Genomic DNA, 22,599 nt, shown 5'->3' with positions numbered 1-22,599 from the left:
GCGCGAGGGCAAAGGTTGTAAACCGACGCAGGACATTAATCTTACGGCATATCTGGCGGTTCCGGTGGCTTTGTGGTTGTTTCGGGGGCAATTGGAGTGAACAGGAAACCCGCGCCCATGTCTTTACGGATTGCCTTTTGTGCGTCACGCGCGCCGATTGCGCAGGCGGCGCTGGCCGGGCTGACGCGGCGCTATGGCGATCACGCCGAGCAGGGGGCCGATGTGATCGTGGCCCTTGGCGGTGACGGGTTCATGTTGCAGACGCTGCACCGCACGCAGGAAAACGCAGCCCCCGTCTACGGGATGAACCGGGGCACGGTCGGTTTCTTGATGAACGAGTATTCCGAGCACGGGCTGGTCGAGCGGCTGCAAAGCGCCGAAGAGGCGGTGATCAACCCCTTGGGAATGCGGGCCATTTGCGCCGATGGGTCAGAGCATCGGGCGCTGGCGATCAACGAGGTGTCCTTGCTGCGGCAAGGCCCGCAGGCGGCGAAGTTGCAGATCTCGGTGGATAGCAAGGTGCGGATGCCCGAGCTGATCTGCGACGGTGCGCTGCTGGCGACGCCTGCGGGGTCCACGGCGTACAACTATTCAGCGCACGGGCCGATCCTGCCGATTGGCGCCGATGTGCTGGCGCTGACGGCGGTGGCGGCGTTCCGGCCCCGGCGCTGGCGCGGGGCGCTGTTGCCCAAGGCGGCGGAGGTCCGCTTTGACGTATTAGAGGCGGACAAGCGCCCGGTCATGGCCGAGGCGGACAGCAACGCGGTGCGCGACGTGGTGCAGGTGCATATCCGGTCAGAGCCGTCGATTGCCCATCGGGTTTTGTTCGATCCGGGTCACGGGCTGGAAGAGCGGTTGATTCGCGAGCAATTCGTCTAGCGGGGCGCTGGACGGCGCTCTTTCTGCGAAAGACGCCCCGCCCACCGTCCCGCAGACGTCACTCCGCCTCGGCGGTGGCGATGTCGTCGAGCGCGTCCGCGTCGAGCAGCACCAGCTTGTCCTTTTCGCGGCGCAGGATGCCTGCGTCGTCCCAGCTTCGGATCAGGCGGTTGACCGTCTCGCGGGTCAGGCCCGCCATGTCGCCGAGTTCCGTCTGGGTAAAGCTGCCCGCCAGCAGAACGCCGTCCTCGGCCTGCGTGCCCCATGTGTCGAAGAGTTGCGCCAGCACGCGCGCAAGCCGGGTCGGGCCGTTTTTCAGGGCGAGACCGGCGAGTTGGTCGTTGGTGCTGCGCAGCCGCTGGCACAGGGTTTCGATGATGGAGATCGCCACTTCGGGGCGGGTCTTGAGAAAGTCGAGCAGCGCAGGCCGGGTCAGCAGCCGCCCCGTCACATGGCCTGCGGCGGTGGCAAAGGCGCTGCGCGGCCCGCCATCCAGCGCCGCCATCTCGCCCACCACGTCACCGGGGCCCAGCTGGGCGATGATCGAACGGCGGCCTTCGGCAGAGGTGACGCTGATCTGCACGCGGCCCGTTTCCACCAGCAGCATGGTCTGGTCCGATTCTCCCATGGCAAAGATCTGCCGGTTGGCGGGATAGTGAATCGGGGTAGCGCGTTCGCGCAAAGCGTGCAAGTCTTCGCGCGAGAGCGCGCCAAAGATGATTCCCTTGGGCCGGGGGGCCGCATTTTCTGCAATACTCATCGACGGCTCCGTCAAAAATGACTTGGGGTGTGATCTGGATCACAGGCAATCTCGACTCAGTTAAGCATTCTTTAACACAGGTTCGCAATGTCAGTACGAGCGAGTGAGTGCTCGCTCTCTTCAACCTTTGCGCTGGTTTCGTGGACCTGTGGTATGGAGGCGGTGTTCGGGCGAAATTTTCGCGCCCGCAGCACGTCAGGGTCGCTTCGCGTGAGTGTGGCGATTGTGCGAGACATGTATTTTGAGTCGATCACAGCGACCCTGCCATACCCATTATGATGTCGAGCGCGGCAGGCTCTTATCCCCAAGCCTGGGTCTGCCGCGCCGATATCGCCTGTTTTGGTAACTATTACCAAGGGCGTCCCGGCAACGGGCGCCCTTTTTTTGTGCGCCCGCGCCCTTGGCTGCGCAGGGGAGAACGCATGAAAAAAGGCCACCCGAGGGCGGCCTTTGATCCAAGGTGCAGCAGGGGTCACCCTTTGGCGTAGCCCAGCGTTTGCAGCGCCTCGCGGATCTCGTCGAGGATCGCCGGGTCGTCGATGGTCGCGGGCATCTTGAACTCTTCGTTGTCGGCGATCTTGACCATGGTGGCGCGCAGGATCTTGCCCGAGCGGGTCTTGGGCAGGCGGTCCACCACGCAGGCCAATTTGAACGCCGCCACGGGGCCGATCTTTTCGCGCACCAGTTTGACGCATTCAGCGACGATTTCGGCGTGCTCGCGGTTGCAGCCGGCGTTCAGGCACAAAAAGCCCAGCGGCAGCTGGCCCTTGAGCTGGTCGGTCACGCCGATCACCGCGCATTCGGCGACGTCGGGATGGCCGGACAGCACCTCTTCCATGCCGCCGGTGGACAGACGGTGGCCCGCCACGTTGATGACGTCATCGGTGCGCGCCATGATGTAGACATAGCCGTCTTCGTCGATCATGCCCGCATCGCCGGTTTCATAGTAACCGGGGAAGGTGGTCAGATAGCTCTTGCGGAAGCGGTCGTCGGCGTTCCACAGCGTCGGCAGCGTGCCCGGCGGCAGCGGCAGCTTGGCGGCAATCGCGCCCAGCTCGCCCGCAGGCAGCGGGTTGCCGCCCTCGTCCAGCACCTGCATGTCAAAGCCCGGCAGCGGCACCGAGGGGCTGCCCAGCTTGACCGGCAACAGTTCGATGCCAACCGGGTTGCAGACCGCCGGATAGCCGATTTCGGTCTGCCACCAGTGGTCGATGATCGGCTTTTGCAGCTGCTCCTGCGCCCAGACGATGGTGTCGGGATCGGCGCGCTCGCCCGCAAGGAACACTTGGTCAAGGCAGGACAGGTCGTATTTCTTGACGTATTCGCCCTTGGGGTCCTCGCGTTTCACGGCGCGGAAGGCGGTGGGGGCAGTAAAGAAGGTCTTGACCTTGTGCTCGGAGATCACCCGCCAAAAGGTGCCCGCGTCGGGGGTGCCGACCGGCTTGCCTTCGAAGACGATGGTGGTGTTGCCGTGGATCAGCGGGCCGTAGCAGATATAGCTGTGGCCCACGACCCAGCCCACGTCCGAGGCGGCCCAGAACACATCGCCGGGGTCGACGTTGTAGACGTTCTTCATGGTCCAGTTCAGCGCGACCAGATGCCCGCCGGTGGGGCGCACGACGCCCTTGGGCTGGCCGGTGGTGCCGGAAGTATAGAGGATATAGGCGGGATGGTTGCCTTCGACCGGGACACAGTCCGCCGGCTCAACGCCGTACTGGAATCCATGCCAGTTAAAGTCGCGGCCCTCTACCAGCTGCGCAACCTCTTGTTCGCGCTGGAAGATCACGCAAAAGTCCGGCTTGTGCTCGGCCAGATCAATGGCTCCGTCCAGCAGCGGCTTGTAGTGGACGACGCGGCCCGGTTCCATCCCGCAGCTTGCCGCAATGATCGCCTTGGGCTTGGCGTCGTCGATGCGCACGGCCAGCTCGTTGGCGGCGAACCCGCCGAAGACAACCGAGTGCACGGCCCCAAGACGGGCGCAGGCCAGCATGGCCTCGAGCGCTTCGGGGATCATCGGCATGTAGATGATGACGCGGTCGCCCTTTTCGATGCCCTTGGCGCGCAGCGCGCCCGCAAGGTTCGCCACACGGTTGCGCAGCTCAACATAGCTGATTTCGCGCTTGGTGTGGGTGATGGGGCTGTCGTAGATGATCGCGGTCTGCTCGCCGCGGCCTGCTTCGACGTGGCGGTCCACGGCGTTGTAGCAGGTGTTCACCATGCCGTCGGCGAACCATTCGTACATGTGATCGCCAAGGTCGCTCAGCGCCTTGGAGGGTTTCTTGTCCCAGGAAATGGCCTCTGCCGCTTCCATCCAGAACCCTTCGGGGTTGGATTTCCAGCTGTCGTAAACGTCTTGGTAGCCCATGCGACTCCTCCTTTAATCCCTTAACCATGGGCTTAGGCTTTGGTCGTATAACGGGGCAACCCTGTTGGCGCATGACAGGACAAGTTATCGCAGATTATTTGCGAAAATGGCGTGATCCGACCTGCGAATTTTTGCAAAGTTTTCAGAATTCATGCCGTATCCTGCGAAGAAGTTAAGGGTTTGCAAACTTTTGCCCGACTCACCTGCAAATCGCGTTAAAAGCGAATTTGTGATCGGTTGGGCGCTTGACCATTCCGCGCGGAATTGGCGAGATCAGGTGAAACGAATAAGGGGGTTTCATGCTGCGGAGCGTTTTGGCGATGTTCGGCGTGCTGCTGTGGGCTTCGGCTGCGCAGGCGCAATGGGCGACGATTGATGATCCGGTCGCCGACCGTCATGCGGCGCAGGTGTGCAGCACCGGCAAGGAAAAGGTCTGCTTTGAACTGTCCTGCCAAGGGGGCGCGCCGCTGACGTGGCGCATGGCCTCTGAGGATGTGATCGACATGGTGGTGGCGCCGTCGGTGCGGGTGCTGATCTTTGTCGGGGCGCGTCTGGCGGGCGAGCTGGAGTTTCAGCAAACCATGCCCGGCGAATACGAGGCACCCTTGGAAAAATGGCACGAAGAGGGGCTTAAACGCCTGAAAGAAGGCGCCTCCGCCGAGCTGCGCCTGTGGTTCGACGGCGAACAGCCGCCGCAAATCCATCGGCTAGGCCTGCGGGGCTCGCGGGATGCTTTGACCGCGGTGGAAACGGCCTGCACCAAGCCCGATTTCGAGGCGCGCGAGGTGGCGCGCCGCACGTCGCAAAACCCGCTGGTCGAGATCCTCGGCGACATGAAAGAGGCGTGCGATGCCCTGGGCGGGGAGCTGCGCCCGCGCGAAGGATTGGCCGAAGCCATTGATATTGATGGGCAAGATCCCATCGACCTGCGCGTCAACCACGCCCGCGCGGAATGCAGCGCCGTGTCGAACATGGTGTGCGGGCCGTCTGGGTGTCTGACGTCGCTGTGGCTAGGTCTTGAGGGCGGCGACTATCGCCAAGCCTACGAGGGCAATGTGCAGGATCTGCGCATGGTCATGCCCGGCATCGTCGAGATGGAGCTTGTGGGCGAGGCCTGCGACTTGGCCGCGGGGGCCAAGTGCAAGCGTCGGTATGCGTTGGTGGGCGACCGGCTAGAGCTGCTCGCCCCCTAGGGTTCAGCTATAGTGATCCACAGGCGTGCCCGCGATGGCCGCCATGTTCAGCAGGCCGCGCGCGGTGATGGACGGCGTCACGATGTGCGCGCGGTTGCCCATACCCATGAGGATCGGCCCGACTTCCAGCCCGTCCCCCTTCATTTTCAGGATGTTACGCGTGGCAGAGGCCGCATCCGCGTGCCCAAAGATCAACACGTTCGCGCTGCCGGTCATGCGATTGCCGGGGAAGAGGCGGTTGCGCAACTCTTCGTCCAGCGCGGCGTCGACGTTCATCTCGCCTTCGTAGCAGAAATCATGCCCCTGCGCGTCAAGGATTTGCAGCGCCTCACGCAGGCGCGGGCCCGAGCCTTCGTTCTGGTTGCCGAACTGCGACTGCGAGCAGAACGCGATATTCGGTTCCAAACCAAAGCGTTGCACGTGGCGCGCCGCCCCGATCGCGCTTTCGGCGATCTCTTCGGGGGTGGGTTCCACGCGACAATGGGTGTCGGCGATGAACAGCGGCCCGTCTTCGAGAATCATCAAGGACAGCGCGCCATGCGGGTGATGCTTCTTGGACCCAAGCACCTGGCGGATATAGTTTAGATGCCAACGATATTCGCCAAAGGTGCCGCAGATCAGGCTGTCGGCCTCATCGCGATGCACCATGACCGCGCCAATGGCGGTGGTGTTGGTGCGCATGATCGCCCGGGCAAGGTCGGGCGTGACGCCGCGCCGAGCCATGATCTGGTGGTACGTTTCCCAGTAGTCGCGATATCTTGCGTCATTTTCCGGGTTCACGATGTTAAAATCCCGCTCGGGGCGAATGTTTAGCCCCAAACGTTCGCAGCGGGTGGCGATCACTTCCGGGCGGCCAATCAGGATTGGTGTCTCGGTAGTTTCCTCCAGAATGGCCTGCGCGGCGCGCAAGACGCGCTCATCTTCGCCCTCGGCAAAGACGATCCGGCGCGAGGCGGTCGCGGCGGCCTCGAACACCGGGCGCATGAGCAGCGCGGACTTGTAGACGGCGGCGTCCAGCTTGGCCTTGTAGGCCTTGAGGTCGTCCACGGGCCGGGTCGCAACGCCGGACTCCATCGCGGCCTTGGCCACAGCGCTGGACACGACCCCGGACAGGCGCGGATCAAACGGTTTCGGGATCAGGTAATCGGCGCCAAAGGTCAGCTGTTCGCCGCTATAGGCGGCGGCCGCTTCGGCGCTGGTGGTGGCGCGGGCGAGGGCGGCGATGCCTTCGACGCAGGCCACCTGCATGGCGTCGTTGATCTCTGTCGCGCCTACATCCAGCGCCCCTCGGAAGATAAAGGGGAAGCAGAGTACGTTGTTGACTTGGTTGGGGAAATCGCTGCGGCCAGTGGCGATGATCGCATCCGGCGAGGTGGCGCGGGCGAGGTCCGGCATGATTTCCGGCGTCGGGTTGGCGAGCGCAAAAATGATCGGACGCTTGGCCATTTTTGCCACATGTTCAGGGCGCAGAACGTTCGGGCCAGACAGCCCAAGGAACAGGTCCGCGCCGTCGATCACATCATCCAAGTTGCGCAGGTCAGAGGCTTGGGCAAAGGCCGCCTTGTGCGGGTTCATATCCTCGGTTCGGCCTTCGTAGACCAGCCCGTGGATGTCGCACAGCCAGACGTTTTCGCGTTTGACCCCCAGTTTCAGCAGCATGTTCAGGCAGGCAATCCCTGCCGCGCCGCCGCCGGTCGAGACGACCTTGATGTCGGCCCAGTCCTTGCCCGCGACGTGCAAAGCGTTGGTCGCGGCGGCCCCCACAACGATGGCCGTGCCGTGCTGATCGTCGTGGAATACCGGGATGTTCATCCGCTCGCGGCAAATTCGTTCAACGATAAAACAATCTGGCGCTTTGATGTCTTCAAGGTTGATCGCGCCAAAGGTCGGGCCCAGCGCACAGACGATGTCAGCCAGCTTTTCGGGGTCGGGTTCATCCACCTCAAGATCGAAGCAGTCGATGTTGGCGAACTTCTTGAAGAGGACCGCCTTGCCCTCCATCACCGGCTTGGAGGCCAGCGCGCCGATGTTCCCAAGGCCCAGAACGGCAGTGCCGTTGGACACAACCGCAACGAGATTTCCGCGCGTGGTATAGCGCGCTGCCGCTGTCGGATCGGCCTTGATTTCAAGGCAAGCTTCGGCCACGCCGGGCGAGTAGGCCCGCGACAGATCGCGGCCGTTGGCCAGCGGTTTCGTCGCGCGGACCTCCAGCTTACCCGGCTTGGGGTTCTCGTGGTAAAACAGCGCCGCCTGGCGCAGGGTTTCGTTGCTGGTATCGGTCATCGCGGCCCCTGTGACACATGTAGTTCAAGGTTAAACCATTTTCGTTCCGGCTGGGAACGGCTGGTAGCCGCGTAACAGCTTCAACCCTGTTTTGTAAATCCGGCTTCCACTGGTTTAGCGCAAACCTACTGTGATGTGGGGGACCAATTGTTAAGCAGTCGTTAACAGGTTGCGAAATCTTCGAGACACTCAATCCGCCGGTCGGCTTCGCGCACGGTCAGATCCTCGGGGACCGGCTCATCCAGCGGTTCGGACAGCGCGCGCAGCCGCTCGGCTTGTTCGGGCGTCATGGGGTCGCGCGGATCGGGCGGCAGGTCGGCGGCGGGGTCGATTTTATCTGTCATAATTTTTCTCCATTTGGTCAAATAACGCCTTGCCCGCCGTGGGGTTCCGCTTGCATTCAGCCAAAGGGGTTCGCAACATGGGCGCTCAAATATCGGAGGTTCCATGTCTTTGAGTGACGCCGCCCGCCATGTCCGGGAAAACGCCTACGCCCCCTATTCGAAATTCAAGGTCGGCGCGGCGCTGCTGACCCCCGATGGCAACGTCCACGTGGGGTGCAACGTGGAAAACGTCGCCTACCCCGAAGGCACCTGCGCCGAGGCCGGGGCCATCGCGGCGATGGTCGCCAGCGGCGAGGCCGAGATCGCCGAAGCCTATGTGATCGCCGACAGCCCGCACCCGGTGCCGCCCTGCGGGGGCTGCCGCCAAAAGCTGGCGGAATTCGCCAAAGGCGGGGTCAAGGTGACGCTGGCCACGGTGGGCGGCGCGGAATTCGTGACCACGGTGGCGGACCTGCTGCCGGGGGCCTTTAACGCCGAGCATATGGACAACACTTGATGGACGCACGGTCGGTGATTGCCTGCCTGCGGCGGGGCGAAGAGCCGTCCCCCAAGGCGTTGGCGTGGTTCGCGCAGGGCCTGGCCGAAGGGGTGGTCAGCGGCGCGCAGGGCGGGGCTTTTGCCATGGGTGTCTGCCTGCGCGGGCTGTCCGAGGCGGGGCGCGTGGCGCTGACGCTGGCGATGCGCGACTCGGGGCGGGTGCTCGACTGGGACATGGACGCGCCGGTGATCGACAAGCACTCGACCGGCGGCGTCGGCGACTGCGTGTCGCTGGTGCTGGCCCCGGCCTTGGCCGCGTGCGGCGTCTACGTTCCGATGATCTCGGGGCGGGGCCTCGGGCACACCGGCGGGACGCTTGATAAACTCGAAGCGATCCCCGGCTATAATGTATCGCCCGACGAGGCGCGCTTTCGCCGGATCATCGGGGACGTCGGCTGCGCGATCGTCAGCGCTTCGGCGGATATCGCGCCTGCGGACAAGCGGCTGTACGCGATCCGCGACGTGACCGCGACGGTCGAGAGCCTTGATCTGATCACCGCTTCGATCCTGTCGAAAAAGCTGGCGGCGGGGCTGCAAAGCCTTGTGCTGGACGTCAAGGTCGGCTCTGGCGCGTTCATGAAAACGGATGAAGAGGCGCGCGCGCTGGCGCAGGCCTTGGTCGGCACGGCCAACGCGGCGGGTTGCCCGACGACGGCGCTGATCACCGATATGTCCCAGCCCTTGTGTCCCGCCTTGGGCAACGCACTAGAGGTAGACGCGGTGATGCAGGTCTTGACCGGTGGCGCCGAGGGTCCGCTGCTGGAACTGAGCATCGCCTTGGGCGCAGAGCTGCTGAAGACGGCGAATATTGACGACGGCGAGGCCAAGCTGCGCAAGGCGATTGCGCGCGGCTATGCGGCGGAGCGGTTTGGCAAGATGATCTACGAGCTGGGCGGGCCGCGCCACTTTGTCGAGGACTGGCGGAGGTTTCTGCCCGAAGCGACCGTGATCCGCGAAGTCCCCGCGCCCGAGAGCGGCGTCGTGACCGCCATCGACGGCGAGGCGCTAGGCCTTGCGGTGGTGGATCTGGGCGGCGGGCGGCGCGTCGAAACCGATGCGGTCGACCCCGCCGTGGGCCTGACCGAGGTCGTGCGGCTGGGCGATAAAATCGCCAAGGGCCAGCCGCTCGCCCGCGTTCATGCCGCGCGCGAGGGGGCGGCAGAGCAGGCGATCCAAGCGGTTCAAAAGGCCATCACGTTGGGTAATGAGGCCCCAAAGGCGCAGCCCTTGGTCAAGGAAAGGGTCGCCTGATGCGCGCGTTTCTTGTGGTGATGGATTCGGTTGGCATCGGCGGCGCGCCGGATGCGGACCAGTATTTCAACAACGACGTGCCGGACGTGGGCGCGAACACGCTGGGCAACATCGCGGCGGCTTGCGCGGCGGGCGAGGCCGAAGAGGGGCGCAGCGGGCCGTTGGTTTTGCCCCATATGGCGGGCCTCGGGCTGTTCAACGCTTTGGGCTTGGCGCAAGGCGCGCAGATCAACGCACCTGCGCCAAGCGGCCTTTGGGGCGCGGCAACCGAGCTTTCCAAGGGCAAAGACACCCCGTCCGGCCATTGGGAGCTGGCGGGCCTGCCGGTGCCGTGGGACTGGCATTACTTCCCGAAAACCGTGCCCAGTTTCCCGCCCGACGTCACCGCGCGCGTCTGCGAAATTGCCGGGGTGGACGGCATCCTTGGCAATTGCCACGCCTCTGGCACCGCGATCATCGAAGAGCACGGGGCCGCGCATATGCGCACCGGCCAGCCGATCTGTTACACCTCGATCGACAGCGTCTTTCAGATCGCGGCGCATGAGGAAACCTTTGGGCTGGACCGGCTCTATGATCTGTGTGAGCGGCTCGCGCCGATGCTGCACGAGATGAAGGTGGGGCGAGTGATCGCGCGGCCTTTTGTCGGGCAGCCGGGCAGTTTCAAACGCACCGCCAACCGCCACGACTACGCGATCCTGCCGCCTGCGCCGGTGCTGACCAATTGGGTGCAGGACGCCGGGCGGCACGTCTATGCCATTGGGAAGATTGGCGATATCTTCTCGATGAGCGGGATCGACGAGGTGCGGCGCGGGCCGGACGCTGACTTGATGGGCCACCTCTCGGATCTGGTCGACACCGCCGAAGACGGCAGCCTGACCTTCGCCAATTTCGTCGAGTTCGACAGCGCCTATGGCCACCGCCGCGACGTCTCTGGCTATGCGCGGCATCTGGAATGGTTCGACGCCGAGCTGGGCAAGCTGCTGCCGCGCCTGCGCGAGGGCGATCTGCTGATCATCACCGCCGATCACGGCAACGATCCCACGTGGATCGGCACCGACCATACCCGCGAACGTGTGCCTGTGATCGTCGCCGGGGCCGGAGCGGGGAGCATTGGCCATATCGCCTTTGCCGATGTCGCCGCCAGCATTGCCGCCCATTTGGGCGTTCCGGCGCAGGGGCCGGGCACCAGTTTTCTCTAAGGACAGACCATGGACGAAGAAACCCGCCAGCGCATCGCCGACATGGACGAAGAGCAGCTGCACCGCATCGCAAACCTGCCCAAGGTCGAGCTGCACACCCACTTTGAGGGCTGCGCGCCGCCGGTCTTTATCCGCGGGCTGGCCGCCGAGAAAAAGATCGACATTTCAAAGGCCTTTAAGGCGGACGGCTCTTACGCCTACCGCGATTTTGTGCACTTCCTAGAGGTGTACGAGGCGGCGACCTCTGTCCTCAAAACGCCCGAGGATTTTGCGCGGCTCTGCACCGCCGTGCTGGAGCAAAGCGCCGAGAATGGCGTCATTTACCAAGAGACGTTCCTCTCGCCGGATTTCTGTGGCGGCGGCGATGTGGCCGCGTGGCGCGAATACCTGCACGCGATCCAAGAGGCCGCCAGCGTCGCCGAGCGCGCCCATGGCATCGTGCTGCGCGGCATCGTCACGCCGATCCGCCACTTTGGCCCCGATAAGGCGAAACGCACAGCTTTGTGTGCCGCCGAGACGGCGGGGGACTGGATCGTCGGCCTTGGCATGGGCGGCGACGAAAACAAGGGCAAGCAGCGCGACTTTGCCTATGCCTTTGATATGGCCCGAGAAGCGGGCCTGCGCCTGACCACCCACGCCGGGGAATGGCGCGGCCCCGAAGAGGTGCGCGACGCGGTGAACGACCTGCGGGTCGAACGCATTGGCCACGGCGTGCGCGCGATCTATGACCTCGCCACCGTCGACATGCTGGCCGAACGCGAAATCACGCTAGAGGTTTGCCCCGGATCGAACGTCTTTCTTGGCGTCTTTCCCAGCCTCGACCAGCACCCGATTGATCAGTTGCGGCGGCGCGGCGTCAAGGTGACCGTGTCCACGGACGATCCGCCGTTCTTTCACACCACCATGCGCGACGAATACGTCAACCTCGCCAAGACCTTTGGCTGGGACGAAGCCATCCTGACTGACATCAACAAAACCGCTGCGGGGGCTGCGTTCTGTGACCAGACCACCCGCGACGCCATCCTCAAGAAATTGGAACCCTCCTCATGACCCAGCATCTGACCGTCGTCGACCACCCGCTTGTGCAGCATAAGCTGACCTTGATGCGCGAGGCAGACACCTCGACCAACTCCTTCCGCAGGCTTTTGCGTGAGATTTCGCTGCTGCTGGCCTATGAGGTCACGCGCGAGATGGAGATGACCACCAAGACGATCCAGACCCCGCTGTGCGAGATGGACGCGCCGGTGATCGCCGGGAAAAAGATGGCGCTGGTGTCGATCCTGCGGGCGGGCAACGGCCTTATGGACGGGATACTCGAGCTGATCCCGGCGGCGCGCGTGGGCTTTATCGGGCTCTACCGCGACGAGGAAACCCTGCAACCGGTCGAGTATTACAACAAGCTGCCCCAGAACATGGAGGACCGCCTGACCATCGTTGTGGACCCGATGCTGGCGACGGGCAATTCCTCGGTGGCGGCGATTGATATGGTCAAGAAAAGCGGCGCGACCGACATCCGCTTCCTGTGCCTCTTGGCCTCTCCCGAAGGGGTCGCGCGGATGAAAGAGGCGCACCCTGATGTGCCGATCATCACCGCGTCGCTGGACGAACGCCTGAACGAGCAAGGCTACATCGTGCCGGGCCTTGGCGACGCAGGCGACCGGATGTTTGGGACGAAATAAGGCCGAAATGTGAAAATTTGAAGGCTTTACAGAGCCTTGTGAGTCATGCCATGCTGTCCCTCGCATCTGTGGGGGCAGACATGACTATGAAAACGTTGACGATTTTCGCGCTTTTGGTTTCCGGATTCGGAATTGTTTCTCAACCGGCAACAGCCCAAACCAAAATTAGCGAGATACCGGTAAATTTTCCGCCCGCGTCCTATTCGGGTTCTCAATTCGTGGACAATAACGGCTGCGTCTATGTGCGCGCCGGGTTTGATGGCAACGTCACTTGGGTGCCGCGGGTGAGTCGTTCGCGCGAACAAGTGTGCGGACAAAAGCCGACGTTCGGCACCGTGGCCGCTGCGCCTGCCGCTCCGGCGACCAGCGCGCCGCAGATCGCCGTGACCGCGCCTGCGCCAAAGCCCACGCCGAAACCGGCGCCGCGTCCGACGGCGACCGCGCGTGTTGCGGCTCCGTCGCCTGCGCCCGCGCCGACCGTGATCAGCAAGCCGGTGGTGCGCGCGCCCGCGTCCAAGCCTGTGGCTGCCCAGCCGCCGCGCGTCGTGCGCCGCGTGCCGGTGGTGCCTGCGCCCGCCGCGCCCAAGGTTGCGACCAAATCGGTCAAGCCGCTGGCGGTTCCGGTCTACGGCAACTGCGCCAACGGCGTGCGGACCCGCACCTTTAATGGTCAGACGCTGCAAGTGCGCTGCGGTCCGCAGACCACGCCGCATGTGACCGAAATCCGCCGCGGCGAAGCGCCTGCGCCGGGTAAAAACGTCTATTACAACAAGTCGTGGAATGACAGCAGCCTCAACCTGCCGGGCGAGACGCGCATCATTCCGCGCCATGTGTACGAGCAGCGCGACACCGCCGCGCTTTACATCCCCGAAGGCTATCGCCCCGCGTGGGAGGATGACCGCCTGAACCCGTATCGCGCGCTGCAAACCGTGGACGGCTATCGCCAAAGCCAGCAGGTCTGGACCCACACGGTGCCGCGCACCTCTGTTCTGTCCGCCAAGGCGAAGGACGTGCATGGTCATGACCCGATCGTCGTCGGCACCGCGCAGCCGGGCAGCTACTACAAAGCGCCGCTGCATTATGAGGCGCCGGTCGTCGCCTCGAGCGGCACCTACCGCTCGCCCGTCGTGTCGACCAAGGGCAGCAGCCGCTACGTGCAGATCGGGGTGTTTACCACCGATGCCAAGGCGCAGGCTGCCGTGTCGCGCCTGTCCGCTGCGGGCCTGCCGGTCAAGCTCAGCACGACAGGCCGCGGCCAGTTGCTGCGCGTCGGGCCGTACAAGTCGTCCGAGGCGCTGTATGCGGCGCTGAACGCGACCCACGGCACGGGCTACGTGCAGGCCTATATCAACTGAGTTTTCAAACAGTTAAGCGAACCCCCGTGGGCCAATCGGCGCGCGGGGTTTTCCGTTGGGCGTCAGCCGCCGCAGATGCCTTGCAGGCGGACCCAGTCCCCGTCGCTCAGAACCTGACGGCTGGTGCGGCCTGCCAGAGGGTCGCCTTCGATCAAAGGCAGGGTGGTTTCGCCGGTGATGTCCTGGGCGTAGGCATAGGGCGCGCTGCGCAGCTCGGTCTGGGCAAACGCGGTCAGGGTCTGGTCCGCCGGGGGCATGTCCTGCGGAGCACTCATCAGCGTTTCGGCATAGCTGTCCAGCGCGCTGTCCGGCAGCTTGCCGGTGGTCAGCAGGCGCAGGCTGGCCATGAGCCCGGCGTGATCCACCACCTCGGCCAGAGCGTCGGCCTGCGCTGCGCGCAACTGTTCCACCACGAGGTAGCCCGCAGGCACGTCGGGGTCTTCGAAGTCTTCGACGAGGGCGCGGTTCATCAGGTAAATGCCGCCGGGCAGATGGGCCGTCATGCGGGTGCCGCCGGGGACGATCACGAGACGCTGGCCATCCTGTAAGATGCGCGTGCGCAAAGCGGCCAGAGGGCCGCCCGCCTCGGGCGTCATGCAAGGCTGGCCGGTGACGCGGGTGATGTTCGCCAACAGCGCCTCGCCGATCTCGGCCCGTTTGACGTCGGGGACGACGGTCACGGTGTAACGCTCCAAAGCGTCGGGCAGCCAAAAGATCGCCCCGGCGGCAATCGCACAGGCCGCGCCCAACCCAAGGATCAGCCGCAGCTTGCCCGGCTTGGGGCGTTTCTTGTCGATCGCGCGCAGCAGGCGGTCGATGCCCTCGATCATCTCGGTTTCGTTCGCGGCGATTTCCAGCGTCTCGTCGGGGTCGCCGTCGGGGTGGTAAATCGCGGGCGTTTGCGTGCCATTGGCGCGCATCACCGCGCCCAGCGACCAATGCGCCAGCGCGGTGTTGTTCATGTCCGACATGGTCAGCGTGGCATCCCCAAGAGAGACGATCACCTCGCGGCGCTGATCCTCTGGCGAGGCGCGCCACAGGCCCGTCGCCTCGAGCCGCTCGAATTCCTTGAGTGCTGTCATTGGGTTAGGGGTGCCCTGCCGCTGCTTTGCGGATCTATTTACCACGCCAAGGCGGGCACGTCCACGCCGCGTGAAAGGGGCGCGCAGGACACGCGCCCCAAGGGGTCAGAGGCTCTTGGCCAAGGTCCGCAGTTCGAACTTTTGGATCTTGCCGGTCGAGGTCTTGGGCAGCTCTTGGAACACCACCTTTTTCGGGCATTTGAAGCCCGCCAGACGTTCGCGCGAAAAGGCGATCAGGTCGGCCTCGGACACGTCATGCCCGTCCTTGAGTTCCACAAAGGCGCAAGGCACCTCGCCCCATTTCTCGTCCGGCTTGGCGACCACGGCGCACAGCAGCACCGCGTCATGGGCCATCAAGGTGCCCTCGACCTCGACCGAAGAGATGTTCTCGCCGCCCGAGATGATGATGTCCTTGGCGCGGTCGGCGATCTGGATGTAGCTGTCCGGGTGCTGGATCGCGATGTCGCCAGAGTGGAAATAGCCGCCCTCGAACGCCTCGGCGGTGGCCTTGGGGTTCTTGAGGTAGCCCTTCATCACGCCGTTGCCACGGAACATGATCTCGCCCTTGGCCTCGGCATCGCGGGCGATTGGCGTCATCTGTTCGTCGACGACGATGACCTCTTCCATAAAGGGCATGGGCACGCCCTGACGGGCCTTGATCGCGGCGCGGTCGTCGCCTTGCAGCGGCTCCCACTCGGCTTTCCAGGTGCATTCGGTGGCGGGGCCGTAGACCTCGGTCAGGCCGTAGACCTGCGTGACGCTAAAGCCCATGGGCTCGATCTTCGCCAGCGTCGCGGGGGCGGGCGGCGCGCCTGCGGTAAAGACCTCGACGATGTGGTCAAAGTCGCGCTTTTGCTCGGCCGGGGCGTGCACCAGCATGTTCAGCACGATGGGCGCGCCGCCGAAATGGGTCACGCCTTCGTCGGCGATGGCGTCAAAGATCGCAGGCGCGGTGATGTCGCGGCAGCACACGACGGTGCCGCCAAGCGCAGGCATCATCCACGTGTGGCACCAGCCGTTGCAGTGGAACAGCGGCACGATGGTCAGATACTTGGGGTGCAGCGTCATGCGCCAGCTGATGACCTGCCCCATGGCGTTCAGATACGCGCCGCGATGGTGGTAGACGACGCCTTTGGGGCGGCCCGTGGTGCCAGAGGTGTAGTTGAGCGCGATGCTCTCCCACTCATCCTCGGGCATGATCCAGTCAAAGTTCGGATCGGCCTGCGCCAGCACGTCTTCGTACTGCGGATAGTCGGAATGTTTGTGCACACCGGCGTGGTCGTCGGGGACTTCGATCACCTTGGGGGCGGGGCCTTCCATGCGGTCCATGGCCTCGGCCAGAACGGGCAGGAACTGCGGATCACACAGCACCACCTTGGCCTCGCCGTGATCGAGGATATAGGCCACGGTGTCCACATCCAGACGGGTGTTGATGGCGTTCAGGATCGCGCCAGCGGCTGGGACGGCGAAATGCGCCTCGGCCTGCGCGGGGATGTTCGGCAGGATGGTCGCCACCACGTCACCGGGCTGCACGCCCATGGCGCTGAGGCCAGAGGCCAGCCGCGTCACGCGGTCGGTGTATTCGGCGTAGGTCTTGCGGTGCGGCCCGTAGACAACCGCGAGGTGATCCGGCCAGATCGCGACGGCACGCCGCAGAAAGCTCAGCGGGGTCAGCGCGACGTGATTCGCCTTGTTCTTGTCCAGTCCGGTTTCGTCTCTCAGCCAGCCCATCGGGTCCTCCTCCAAATATGCCTTGGCGCGAATATGCGACAGGATTTTGCTGGTGGAAAGGGCGGTTAGCGCTAGAATGCGCGCATGATTATCTCTCCTGGGCGGCGGTTCATCTTTGTGCACATCCCCAAGACCGGCGGCACCTCGATGGCGGCGGCGCTGGAGGCGCGCGCGCACAAGGACGACATCCTGATCGGCGACACCCCCAAGGCGCGCAAACGCCGCGCGCGGGTCGAGCTGCTAAAGGCGCCGGGGCGGCTTTGGAAACACTCGACGCTGGCGGATATTCAGGGTGTCGTGCCCTTTGACGACATGTTCGTGTTTTGCCTTGTGCGCAATCCGTGGGACCGGTTGGTCAGCTATTATCACTGGCTGCAAGGGCAGAGCTTTGACCACCCGGCGGTTGGGTTGGCGCAGCGGCTGGGCTTTGCCGATTTCCTGCGCCATCCCTTTAACGAAGGCACCCTGCGCCGGTGGGATTACGCCCGGTATGTCACTGACGCAGCGGGGGAGGAACGCTGCGATCTGTTCCTCCGGCTCGAAAGGCTGCACGAGGATTGGGGGCCTTTGGTGGATCGCCTCGGGTTCGAACCCGAAATGGGGCACGAGAACCGATCAGAGCGGGGCGACTATCGCGGGTACTACGACGACGCGCTGGCCGAATGGGTGGGCGAGGTCTGCGCCCGCGACATCGCCCGATTTGGTTATGCGTTCTAAGGGGTTACGGGCAGACTCCGCCGATTGAGATGTACTTGCCATAGACCCAGCCGTTGGCGCTGGGTTGGCCCCACAGGGGGTTGGTGCAGCGGCCTGACATACACGAAACTTGGTACCAATTGCCGTTGCGGCCCCAGACGGAAATCTCATCGCCGAGATAGAGTTCGGAGATCTGCTGATACCTTGACCCTGGTCCCGTGCGCATCGCCAAAAAGCCGTTGCCTGCCGCGTGGTTATACTGGCTGATCGGGCGGACGCCGACGACATTGCCGGTGCAATCACCTGCTTGCGCTGCGGCGCTTAGCCCGAGGGCTGCGATCAGGGCGAATGTGATGGTGCGGAACATGGCTTTCCTCCTGTCTGCTTTCATTCAGGATAAACCAAAAATTATATCTGCACCTTGACGTATGTCAGAGGTCCGCCACTAAGATGGAAAGATTTTTTTCATCTCGGTTTCGAACTTGGCCCAAGAGATGCTGGCCTTGTTGCCTGCATATCCGTGATAATGTGAACGGCCCGAAGAGTTCGGCAGCCCGGCCCAGATTTTCGCAAGGTTGTTCATGAAATCACGGCGGCTCATCTTGCCTGCGCGGATGGCGGACAGGCCCGCCTCTTCCAATAAGATATCGGCCAGCTGGTCCTGCGTTTGCGGCGAAAACGGCGTGTTGCGGCCCATCCCGGCGCGTTTCGCCAGCCGTTTCAGCGTCTTGGGGATGAACTGGTAGCGGCCAATGGCGTGGGGCTGGCCGGGGGTGGCGGCGATCCAGTCATAAATCTCGCCCAGGGTCATCTGTGTGGGCGCGCGTGCAGGTTTGCGGCGCGCGCCGTGCTGGACGGAATCGTACCCGTGTTTGCTGGCCTCGGCGCTGGCGATCACGTGCCGGATGCGATCCGCGTCCGAGGCATAGGGGCCGGGCGCAACCGGCAAACGGATGCTGCGCGGACGGTCGGGCAGCGGCGCGAAAAAGCTGGTCCCGGATTGCCCGGCAAACAGGCTGGCACGGCCTGCGCCACCGACCAGCGGCGCGGCCTCTGTCGCGATAAAGGCTGCCGGTTTGGCGGCGATCAGCGGCGCGCTGGCGGGCGCGTGCACAAACAAACTGCCCTGTTGGGCGGTGGCGGTCATCGGCATCAGCGCGCAGAACAGCGCGGCGCGAAGCACAAAGGACATGGTCACCTCAAATCAGTTTCTTCTTTGAGGTGGTTTTGAAGCAAATATGTTGAGAAAGGTTTGAGCCGCGCGCAATTCGCGCCGAAAACCTTAGTCGCGCACCGGATCGAACAGCGCGTCGGTCATCCGGCAATCGCGCACCACGTCGCGCCCGCAGGGCACCGGTTCAAGATCCTTGGACAGGCAAACGCGGGCCTCCTGAATGTAGCCCTGATTGCAGGTGATGGTGATCATATCCGGCTCAAGCTGCGGATTTGCCTTGAGAAAAGCCTCTTCGACCACGGAGGCGGGCACCTTGACCGTCTTGTCGAGCTTGCGGAACACCTCGGGGCGGTTGACCGTCGCATAGGCGTCGCGCGAGAGCTGGTAATAGGCGCTGGCGGACAGGCCGGTGCAGACGCCGTGCTTTTTCCACTGGTGCCACGCAAGGCCCGAGGTGCCCATGATGTCGGCCATCTCTTGGGTCATCTGGCGCGAAGGCTGGCGTTCCACGGTGTTGCAGAACTTGGGGTAGCCGCGATGGTATTGCGGCCACAGCCCGTGCAGAACCCAGCCGAAATCCTCGTCACACTGAGGCGACTGGCGGCCATCGCCCTCCAAAGCGCACCAGTTCGGCGACCACGACAGCGCCATCACGTAATAGTCAAACTCGCCCGAGATATCCTGCGCGGTGGCAGAGGTGGCGATCAGGGCAGACAGGGCAAGAGACAGACGCATAGGGACACTCGGCAGCAAGGTTTGGTTAACGGATCGGGTACAAGGATTCGCCCCGGTTTGCCAGAAACTACGCTGATTTGTGCCCATTGTGCGCGGGGGAGACGCGGAATTTACTTCCCCTTTACCCGTGTCGCGACTATAAGGGCGGCAAGTTTCCCTACAACGGACACCCGCTTCGGCCCCCGAAGCAGCCCTTGGTCAGAACCTCGGGCGCGGCGAAAGATATGGCCGGGGGCAACCCGAGCGGGGCCATTCGAGCCAAGGAGTTATAACCCATGAGCAAGCTTCTTCACCCCAAAGCGACCGCCGTTTGGCTGGTGGACAACACGACGCTGACCTTCAAGCAGATCGGTGATTTCACCGGCTTCCACGAGCTGGAAATCCAGGGCATCGCGGATGGCGACGTGGCCGTGGGCGTCAAGGGCTTTGACCCGATTGCCAACAACCAGCTGGTGCAGGCCGAAATCGACCGCGCGGAAAACGATCCGCTGTATAAGATGAAGCTCAAGCACAACCCGGCCGCCCGCGACGAGGACAAGCGCCGTGGCCCGCGCTACACCCCGCTGTCGAAACGTCAGGACCGTCCGAACGCGATCCTGTGGCTGGTCAAGTTCCACCCCGAACTGTCCGACGGCCAGATCTCGAAGCTGGTGGGCACCACCAAGCCGACGATCCAGTCGATCCGCGAGCGCACCCACTGGAACATCCAGAACATGCAGCCGATCGACCCGGTTGCGCTGGGTCTGTGTAAGCAGTCCGAGCTGGACGCCGCTGTCGCCAAGGCCGCGAAATCCGCCAACGCAATGACCGACGACGAGCGCCGCAAGCTGGTGAGCACCGAGCAGAGCCTCGACATGGACACCGAGCCGCGCCTGCCGTCCAACATGGAAGGGCTGGAGACCTTCTCGCTGTCCGATCCGCGCGACGAGGACGATAAGAAGGACGAGGATTACTCGGACGCTGACAGCTTCTTTAACCTGCCCGGCAGCAGCGACGACGAAGACGATCAGCCGCGCTAAGCCGCTGAAATCGTTTAGGATAGAACCCCCGGCCTTTGCGGCTGGGGGTTTTTCTTTTTCGGAAAGGTGTTTGACAATTATGGATGGCTAAGCAACTTTCGATCACCTTAAAGGAGATTGAAGTTATGCGGACAAGCTTCGGATTTGCGCAAGTGCACAAAGTGGCCGGGATGGTTAGAGAAGAGATGGACGGTTGGGACGGGCAAAATCCGACGAGCAAAAAAGTTGCGCTCGCTGACTACTACGTCGTCAAATTTCCGATTTACGTCAAGCATGATGCTATGGACCAAACGGACGAACCGTTGAATTGCACGATGGCTGTTCGAATTCCAATCTTCTCAGATGATGAACCGTTCAACGAGATAGTCAGTCGTGCCAAAGAACAGTTGCGGCAAGATGCTCTCGAAATCGCTAGCTCGGTAGAAGTTGATAAGTAAGTTAAATTCGCGCGTTACGCAAAGTGGGGCGGCGGTGGATCAGTGCTTCGGCGGCGATCAGGGCCAGGGTCCAGCCGGCGGTCAGCAGGATGGTAAAGGCGCGCGGCGTCAGCTCGGCCCCGGTGGCGCTATAGGCGCCGATCAGCAGGGCGTTTGTGGTCGCCGAGGCGCTAAAGACGAACAATCGCAGCATTTGCGCGCGGTGGCGGGGGATGTCGCGCTGGATCGCGGCGCAGAGCCCGTCGGCGCACCACCACAGGGTCAGCGCGCCAAAGATCAGACGCACCGCTTGGGTCGCGGGTTCCGAGCCTTCGGTGGTGGGAAAGGCCAGCACGATCCAGATGCCGCTGGCCCCCATGATGACGCCAGAGGTCCACGCGACATAGCCCAAGCGTTTGTGGAGGGTTGGGTGCGCGCGGCGCAGGGCCGGGGCGACTTGCAATGCGCCCAGCAGGCTGAGGGCGCAGGCGGCGACAATGTGAACCCAAAGCGCCGTGGGGCGGCTGAGGATTGCCGCTTCGAAGGCGGTCAGCGCCTCGGGTGGGGTCTGGAACCAGATCGCGCGATAGACGGCCCCGCCAACGGGGGCGGCGGCGAACAGGGCAAGCAGGGCAGGGGTCTTGAGCATGGCGAATCTCCTTTCGCCATGGGTGTAGCTTATGCTGTTCTCTGCAGGGATTGCCCGAATCGGCATTCATTCCATGCGAATTCGTATGGGTTAAAACGCCAGCCGCAGCGACAGTCCAAGGTTCGTCTCGCCGGAGGTGCTGGTTGCCGCCTCGATCTGTCCGTCCAGGGCCGAGAATTGTGCCGGAGAGAAATCCAGCCCCACGGTCAGCGCACGGCTGGCGGTTTGGCCCTCGGGCGGGGTCTGCGCCCAGTCGGACAGGGCGATGAAGGGCCGCAGATCGGCGGAGGGCAGGGTGTAGGTCGCGCCAAGTTCCACCCGCAAGGGGCGCGGGTGCTGTGGGTCGGGCAGGTGCGTCAGCGACAAATCAAAGGCCACATCCGCAACGCGATCCCGCTGGGCGAGCCGCAGGCCAAGCGCGTGATCCGGGCCGGTGGTGCCCGCTAGGAAAAATCCGGTGCCGGGCAGGGCATCGGGCGCGTCCTGCGCAAGGGCGCATAGCGGCAGCAGTATGGGCAGCGCAAAGGCTGTGAGACGGAGCATGGCGGAACGTGGGTTGACGAAGGCCCGTTCAGACTACGGCCAACAGTGTTGCCAAAGCCTTACCGTTTTCGGCGCAAAGGGAAATTTTTCCGGCCAGAGCGCGGTTTAGATCGGCTTGCGGGCGTTCAGCGCCGCGGTGATCGTGCCGTCGTCGAGGTAGTCCAGCTCGCCGCCGATGGGCACGCCTTGGGCCAAAGAGGTCAGCAGGGCGCGCCCCTCTAGCTGGTCGGCGATATAATGCGCCGTGGTTTGCCCGTCGATGGTGGCGTTGAGCGCGAGGATGACTTCGGTAACCGCTTCGGCGTCGATGCGGTCGCGCAGCTGCGGGATGCGCAGATCGTCGGGGCCAACGCCATTGAGCGCCGAAAGCGTGCCGCCGAGCACGTGATAGCGCCCGCGAAACACGCCCGAGCGCTCCATCGCCCAAAGGTCAGAGACGTCCTCGACCACGCAAAGCTGGCCATTGGCGCGGCCATTGTTTTCGCAGATGTCGCAGATGTCGGTGGTGCCGACGTTGCCGCAGTTCAGACATTCGCGGGCGGTTTCCGACACGGTCAGCATGGCCTGCGCGAGGGGCGAGAGCAACTGCCCGCGTTTGCGGATCAGGTGCAGCACCGCACGGCGCGCAGACCGAGGCCCAAGGCCGGGCAGGCGGGCCATGAGGTCGATCAAGCCTTCGATGTCGGTGTTGCCGCTCATGGCATCGTCC

General features: G+C 63.7%; 23 protein-coding genes. 11 read left to right on the top strand and 12 right to left on the bottom strand.

The window, feature by feature from the left end:
* The first annotated feature begins 117 nt into the window (after nucleotides 1-117).
* Nucleotides 118-879 carry an NAD kinase gene (locus B9A11_RS02775; RefSeq protein WP_058245883.1) on the top strand — a complete coding sequence of 254 codons (762 nt, stop codon included), beginning with the start codon at nucleotides 118-120 and terminating at the stop codon, nucleotides 877-879.
* Between the two features lie 58 nt (nucleotides 880-937).
* On the opposite strand, the gene B9A11_RS02770 is transcribed toward B9A11_RS02775, so the two are convergent.
* Both B9A11_RS02770 and prpE read right to left on the bottom strand, forming a co-directional pair.
* Entirely contained in the window at nucleotides 938-1,639 is a 702-nt protein-coding gene (locus tag B9A11_RS02770; protein WP_058245884.1) for a Crp/Fnr family transcriptional regulator, read from the bottom strand.
* A gap of 472 nt (nucleotides 1,640-2,111) precedes the next feature.
* Entirely contained in the window at nucleotides 2,112-4,004 is a 1,893-nt protein-coding gene (gene prpE / locus B9A11_RS02765; RefSeq protein WP_058245885.1) for a propionate-CoA ligase PrpE, read from the bottom strand.
* Nucleotides 4,005-4,303: 299 nt separating this feature from the next.
* Here prpE and B9A11_RS02760 point away from each other — a divergent pair, with 299 nt between their 5' ends.
* Complete coding sequence (locus B9A11_RS02760) at nucleotides 4,304-5,197, top strand: hypothetical protein (RefSeq protein ID WP_058245886.1); 894 nt, start codon at nucleotides 4,304-4,306, stop codon at nucleotides 5,195-5,197.
* A 3-nt stretch (nucleotides 5,198-5,200) separates the two neighbouring features.
* Here the strand turns inward: B9A11_RS02760 and B9A11_RS02755 are convergent, their stop codons facing one another.
* Nucleotides 5,201-7,480 (bottom strand): NADP-dependent malic enzyme, encoded by a 2,280-nt coding sequence (locus B9A11_RS02755; RefSeq protein WP_058245887.1) that lies wholly within the window; start codon nucleotides 7,478-7,480, stop codon nucleotides 5,201-5,203.
* A gap of 161 nt (nucleotides 7,481-7,641) precedes the next feature.
* Nucleotides 7,642-7,824 (bottom strand): DUF3072 domain-containing protein, encoded by a 183-nt coding sequence (locus tag B9A11_RS02750; protein ID WP_058245888.1) that lies wholly within the window; start codon nucleotides 7,822-7,824, stop codon nucleotides 7,642-7,644.
* A 103-nt stretch (nucleotides 7,825-7,927) separates the two neighbouring features.
* Here B9A11_RS02750 and B9A11_RS02745 point away from each other — a divergent pair, with 103 nt between their 5' ends.
* The 6 genes from B9A11_RS02745 to B9A11_RS02720 all read left to right on the top strand — a co-directional run bounded on the left by B9A11_RS02745 (nucleotide 7,928) and on the right by B9A11_RS02720 (nucleotide 13,845).
* Complete coding sequence (locus B9A11_RS02745; RefSeq protein WP_058245889.1) at nucleotides 7,928-8,320, top strand: cytidine deaminase; 393 nt, start codon at nucleotides 7,928-7,930, stop codon at nucleotides 8,318-8,320.
* Nucleotides 8,320-9,612 carry a thymidine phosphorylase gene (locus tag B9A11_RS02740; RefSeq protein ID WP_083499726.1) on the top strand — a complete coding sequence of 431 codons (1,293 nt, stop codon included), beginning with the start codon at nucleotides 8,320-8,322 and terminating at the stop codon, nucleotides 9,610-9,612. Before B9A11_RS02745 ends, B9A11_RS02740 begins: the two co-directional genes overlap by 1 nt.
* Entirely contained in the window at nucleotides 9,609-10,811 is a 1,203-nt protein-coding gene (locus tag B9A11_RS02735) for a phosphopentomutase (protein WP_058245891.1), read from the top strand. Before B9A11_RS02740 ends, B9A11_RS02735 begins: the two co-directional genes overlap by 4 nt.
* A gap of 42 nt (nucleotides 10,812-10,853) precedes the next feature.
* Complete coding sequence (locus B9A11_RS02730; protein ID WP_058246405.1) at nucleotides 10,854-11,861, top strand: adenosine deaminase; 1,008 nt, start codon at nucleotides 10,854-10,856, stop codon at nucleotides 11,859-11,861.
* A complete protein-coding gene (gene upp / locus B9A11_RS02725) occupies nucleotides 11,858-12,490 on the top strand; it encodes a uracil phosphoribosyltransferase (protein ID WP_058245892.1) in 633 nt (210 codons plus the stop codon). Before B9A11_RS02730 ends, upp begins: the two co-directional genes overlap by 4 nt.
* A 218-nt stretch (nucleotides 12,491-12,708) precedes the next feature.
* Nucleotides 12,709-13,845 (top strand): SPOR domain-containing protein, encoded by a 1,137-nt coding sequence (locus B9A11_RS02720; protein WP_234988712.1) that lies wholly within the window; start codon nucleotides 12,709-12,711, stop codon nucleotides 13,843-13,845.
* Nucleotides 13,846-13,907: 62 nt separating this feature from the next.
* On the opposite strand, the gene B9A11_RS02715 is transcribed toward B9A11_RS02720, so the two are convergent.
* Together B9A11_RS02715 and B9A11_RS02710 are read right to left on the bottom strand one after the other, a co-directional pair.
* Nucleotides 13,908-14,927 (bottom strand): hypothetical protein, encoded by a 1,020-nt coding sequence (locus B9A11_RS02715; protein ID WP_058245894.1) that lies wholly within the window; start codon nucleotides 14,925-14,927, stop codon nucleotides 13,908-13,910.
* A 105-nt stretch (nucleotides 14,928-15,032) separates the two neighbouring features.
* Nucleotides 15,033-16,658 carry an AMP-binding protein gene (locus tag B9A11_RS02710; protein ID WP_058245895.1) on the bottom strand — a complete coding sequence of 542 codons (1,626 nt, stop codon included), beginning with the start codon at nucleotides 16,656-16,658 and terminating at the stop codon, nucleotides 15,033-15,035.
* An 84-nt stretch (nucleotides 16,659-16,742) separates the two neighbouring features.
* Between B9A11_RS02710 and B9A11_RS02705 the strand changes: the two genes are divergently transcribed.
* Nucleotides 16,743-17,375, top strand: coding sequence for a sulfotransferase family 2 domain-containing protein (locus tag B9A11_RS02705; protein WP_058245896.1), 633 nt, complete (start codon nucleotides 16,743-16,745; stop codon nucleotides 17,373-17,375).
* 4 nt (nucleotides 17,376-17,379) lie between these two features.
* On the opposite strand, the gene B9A11_RS02700 is transcribed toward B9A11_RS02705, so the two are convergent.
* The 3 genes from B9A11_RS02700 to B9A11_RS02690 all read right to left on the bottom strand — a co-directional run bounded on the left by B9A11_RS02700 (nucleotide 17,380) and on the right by B9A11_RS02690 (nucleotide 19,263).
* A complete protein-coding gene (locus B9A11_RS02700; RefSeq protein WP_058245897.1) occupies nucleotides 17,380-17,721 on the bottom strand; it encodes an SH3 domain-containing protein in 342 nt (113 codons plus the stop codon).
* A 78-nt stretch (nucleotides 17,722-17,799) separates the two neighbouring features.
* A complete protein-coding gene (locus B9A11_RS02695; protein WP_058245898.1) occupies nucleotides 17,800-18,546 on the bottom strand; it encodes a lysozyme family protein in 747 nt (248 codons plus the stop codon).
* A 90-nt stretch (nucleotides 18,547-18,636) separates the two neighbouring features.
* On the bottom strand, nucleotides 18,637-19,263 hold the full coding sequence (locus tag B9A11_RS02690; RefSeq protein ID WP_058245899.1) for a ribonuclease T2 family protein: 627 nt from the start codon (nucleotides 19,261-19,263) through the stop codon (nucleotides 18,637-18,639).
* 275 nt (nucleotides 19,264-19,538) lie between these two features.
* On the opposite strand from B9A11_RS02690, the gene B9A11_RS02685 reads away from it, so the two are divergent.
* Both B9A11_RS02685 and B9A11_RS02680 read left to right on the top strand, forming a co-directional pair.
* Nucleotides 19,539-20,282, top strand: coding sequence for a DUF1013 domain-containing protein (locus B9A11_RS02685; protein WP_058245900.1), 744 nt, complete (start codon nucleotides 19,539-19,541; stop codon nucleotides 20,280-20,282).
* Nucleotides 20,283-20,365: 83 nt separating this feature from the next.
* On the top strand, nucleotides 20,366-20,719 hold the full coding sequence (locus tag B9A11_RS02680; RefSeq protein WP_084662765.1) for a hypothetical protein: 354 nt from the start codon (nucleotides 20,366-20,368) through the stop codon (nucleotides 20,717-20,719).
* 1 nt (nucleotide 20,720) lies between these two features.
* Here B9A11_RS02680 and B9A11_RS02675 read toward each other — a convergent pair whose 3' ends face one another.
* The 3 genes from B9A11_RS02675 to recR all read right to left on the bottom strand — a co-directional run bounded on the left by B9A11_RS02675 (nucleotide 20,721) and on the right by recR (nucleotide 22,589).
* Entirely contained in the window at nucleotides 20,721-21,347 is a 627-nt protein-coding gene (locus B9A11_RS02675; protein WP_058245902.1) for a DUF2306 domain-containing protein, read from the bottom strand.
* Nucleotides 21,348-21,437: 90 nt separating this feature from the next.
* A complete protein-coding gene (locus B9A11_RS02670; RefSeq protein ID WP_058245903.1) occupies nucleotides 21,438-21,890 on the bottom strand; it encodes a hypothetical protein in 453 nt (150 codons plus the stop codon).
* Nucleotides 21,891-21,995: 105 nt separating this feature from the next.
* The gene (gene recR, locus B9A11_RS02665) at nucleotides 21,996-22,589 is read right to left on the bottom strand and encodes a recombination mediator RecR (RefSeq protein WP_058245904.1); all 594 of its coding nucleotides are present in this window, start codon (nucleotides 22,587-22,589) and stop codon (nucleotides 21,996-21,998) included.
* Nucleotides 22,590-22,599 lie beyond the last annotated feature (10 nt).

It is taken from the genome of Tropicibacter naphthalenivorans (assembly GCF_900176475.1).
Lineage (GTDB): Bacteria > Pseudomonadota > Alphaproteobacteria > Rhodobacterales > Rhodobacteraceae > Tropicibacter > Tropicibacter naphthalenivorans.
This window is presented reverse-complemented; position numbering and strand designations above follow the sequence as displayed.

Bases quoted from the DNA above. Each gene is read 5' to 3' on its own strand.
- B9A11_RS02775 (WP_058245883.1), top strand. From the start codon at position 118: ATGTCTTTACGGATTGCCTTTTGTGCGTCACGCGCGCCGATTGCGCAG.
- B9A11_RS02770 (WP_058245884.1), bottom strand. From the start codon at position 1,639: ATGAGTATTGCAGAAAATGCGGCCCCCCGGCCCAAGGGAATCATCTTT.
- prpE (WP_058245885.1), bottom strand. From the start codon at position 4,004: ATGGGCTACCAAGACGTTTACGACAGCTGGAAATCCAACCCCGAAGGG.
- B9A11_RS02760 (WP_058245886.1), top strand. From the start codon at position 4,304: ATGCTGCGGAGCGTTTTGGCGATGTTCGGCGTGCTGCTGTGGGCTTCG.
- B9A11_RS02755 (WP_058245887.1), bottom strand. From the start codon at position 7,480: ATGACCGATACCAGCAACGAAACCCTGCGCCAGGCGGCGCTGTTTTAC.
- B9A11_RS02750 (WP_058245888.1), bottom strand. From the start codon at position 7,824: ATGACAGATAAAATCGACCCCGCCGCCGACCTGCCGCCCGATCCGCGC.
- B9A11_RS02745 (WP_058245889.1), top strand. From the start codon at position 7,928: ATGTCTTTGAGTGACGCCGCCCGCCATGTCCGGGAAAACGCCTACGCC.
- B9A11_RS02740 (WP_083499726.1), top strand. From the start codon at position 8,320: ATGGACGCACGGTCGGTGATTGCCTGCCTGCGGCGGGGCGAAGAGCCG.
- B9A11_RS02730 (WP_058246405.1), top strand. From the start codon at position 10,854: ATGGACGAAGAGCAGCTGCACCGCATCGCAAACCTGCCCAAGGTCGAG.
- upp (WP_058245892.1), top strand. From the start codon at position 11,858: ATGACCCAGCATCTGACCGTCGTCGACCACCCGCTTGTGCAGCATAAG.
- B9A11_RS02715 (WP_058245894.1), bottom strand. From the start codon at position 14,927: ATGACAGCACTCAAGGAATTCGAGCGGCTCGAGGCGACGGGCCTGTGG.
- B9A11_RS02710 (WP_058245895.1), bottom strand. From the start codon at position 16,658: ATGGGCTGGCTGAGAGACGAAACCGGACTGGACAAGAACAAGGCGAAT.
- B9A11_RS02705 (WP_058245896.1), top strand. From the start codon at position 16,743: ATGATTATCTCTCCTGGGCGGCGGTTCATCTTTGTGCACATCCCCAAG.
- B9A11_RS02700 (WP_058245897.1), bottom strand. From the start codon at position 17,721: ATGTTCCGCACCATCACATTCGCCCTGATCGCAGCCCTCGGGCTAAGC.
- B9A11_RS02695 (WP_058245898.1), bottom strand. From the start codon at position 18,546: ATGTCCTTTGTGCTTCGCGCCGCGCTGTTCTGCGCGCTGATGCCGATG.
- B9A11_RS02690 (WP_058245899.1), bottom strand. From the start codon at position 19,263: ATGCGTCTGTCTCTTGCCCTGTCTGCCCTGATCGCCACCTCTGCCACC.
- B9A11_RS02685 (WP_058245900.1), top strand. From the start codon at position 19,539: ATGAGCAAGCTTCTTCACCCCAAAGCGACCGCCGTTTGGCTGGTGGAC.
- B9A11_RS02680 (WP_084662765.1), top strand. From the start codon at position 20,366: ATGGCTAAGCAACTTTCGATCACCTTAAAGGAGATTGAAGTTATGCGG.
- B9A11_RS02675 (WP_058245902.1), bottom strand. From the start codon at position 21,347: ATGCTCAAGACCCCTGCCCTGCTTGCCCTGTTCGCCGCCGCCCCCGTT.
- B9A11_RS02670 (WP_058245903.1), bottom strand. From the start codon at position 21,890: ATGCTCCGTCTCACAGCCTTTGCGCTGCCCATACTGCTGCCGCTATGC.
- recR (WP_058245904.1), bottom strand. From the start codon at position 22,589: ATGAGCGGCAACACCGACATCGAAGGCTTGATCGACCTCATGGCCCGC.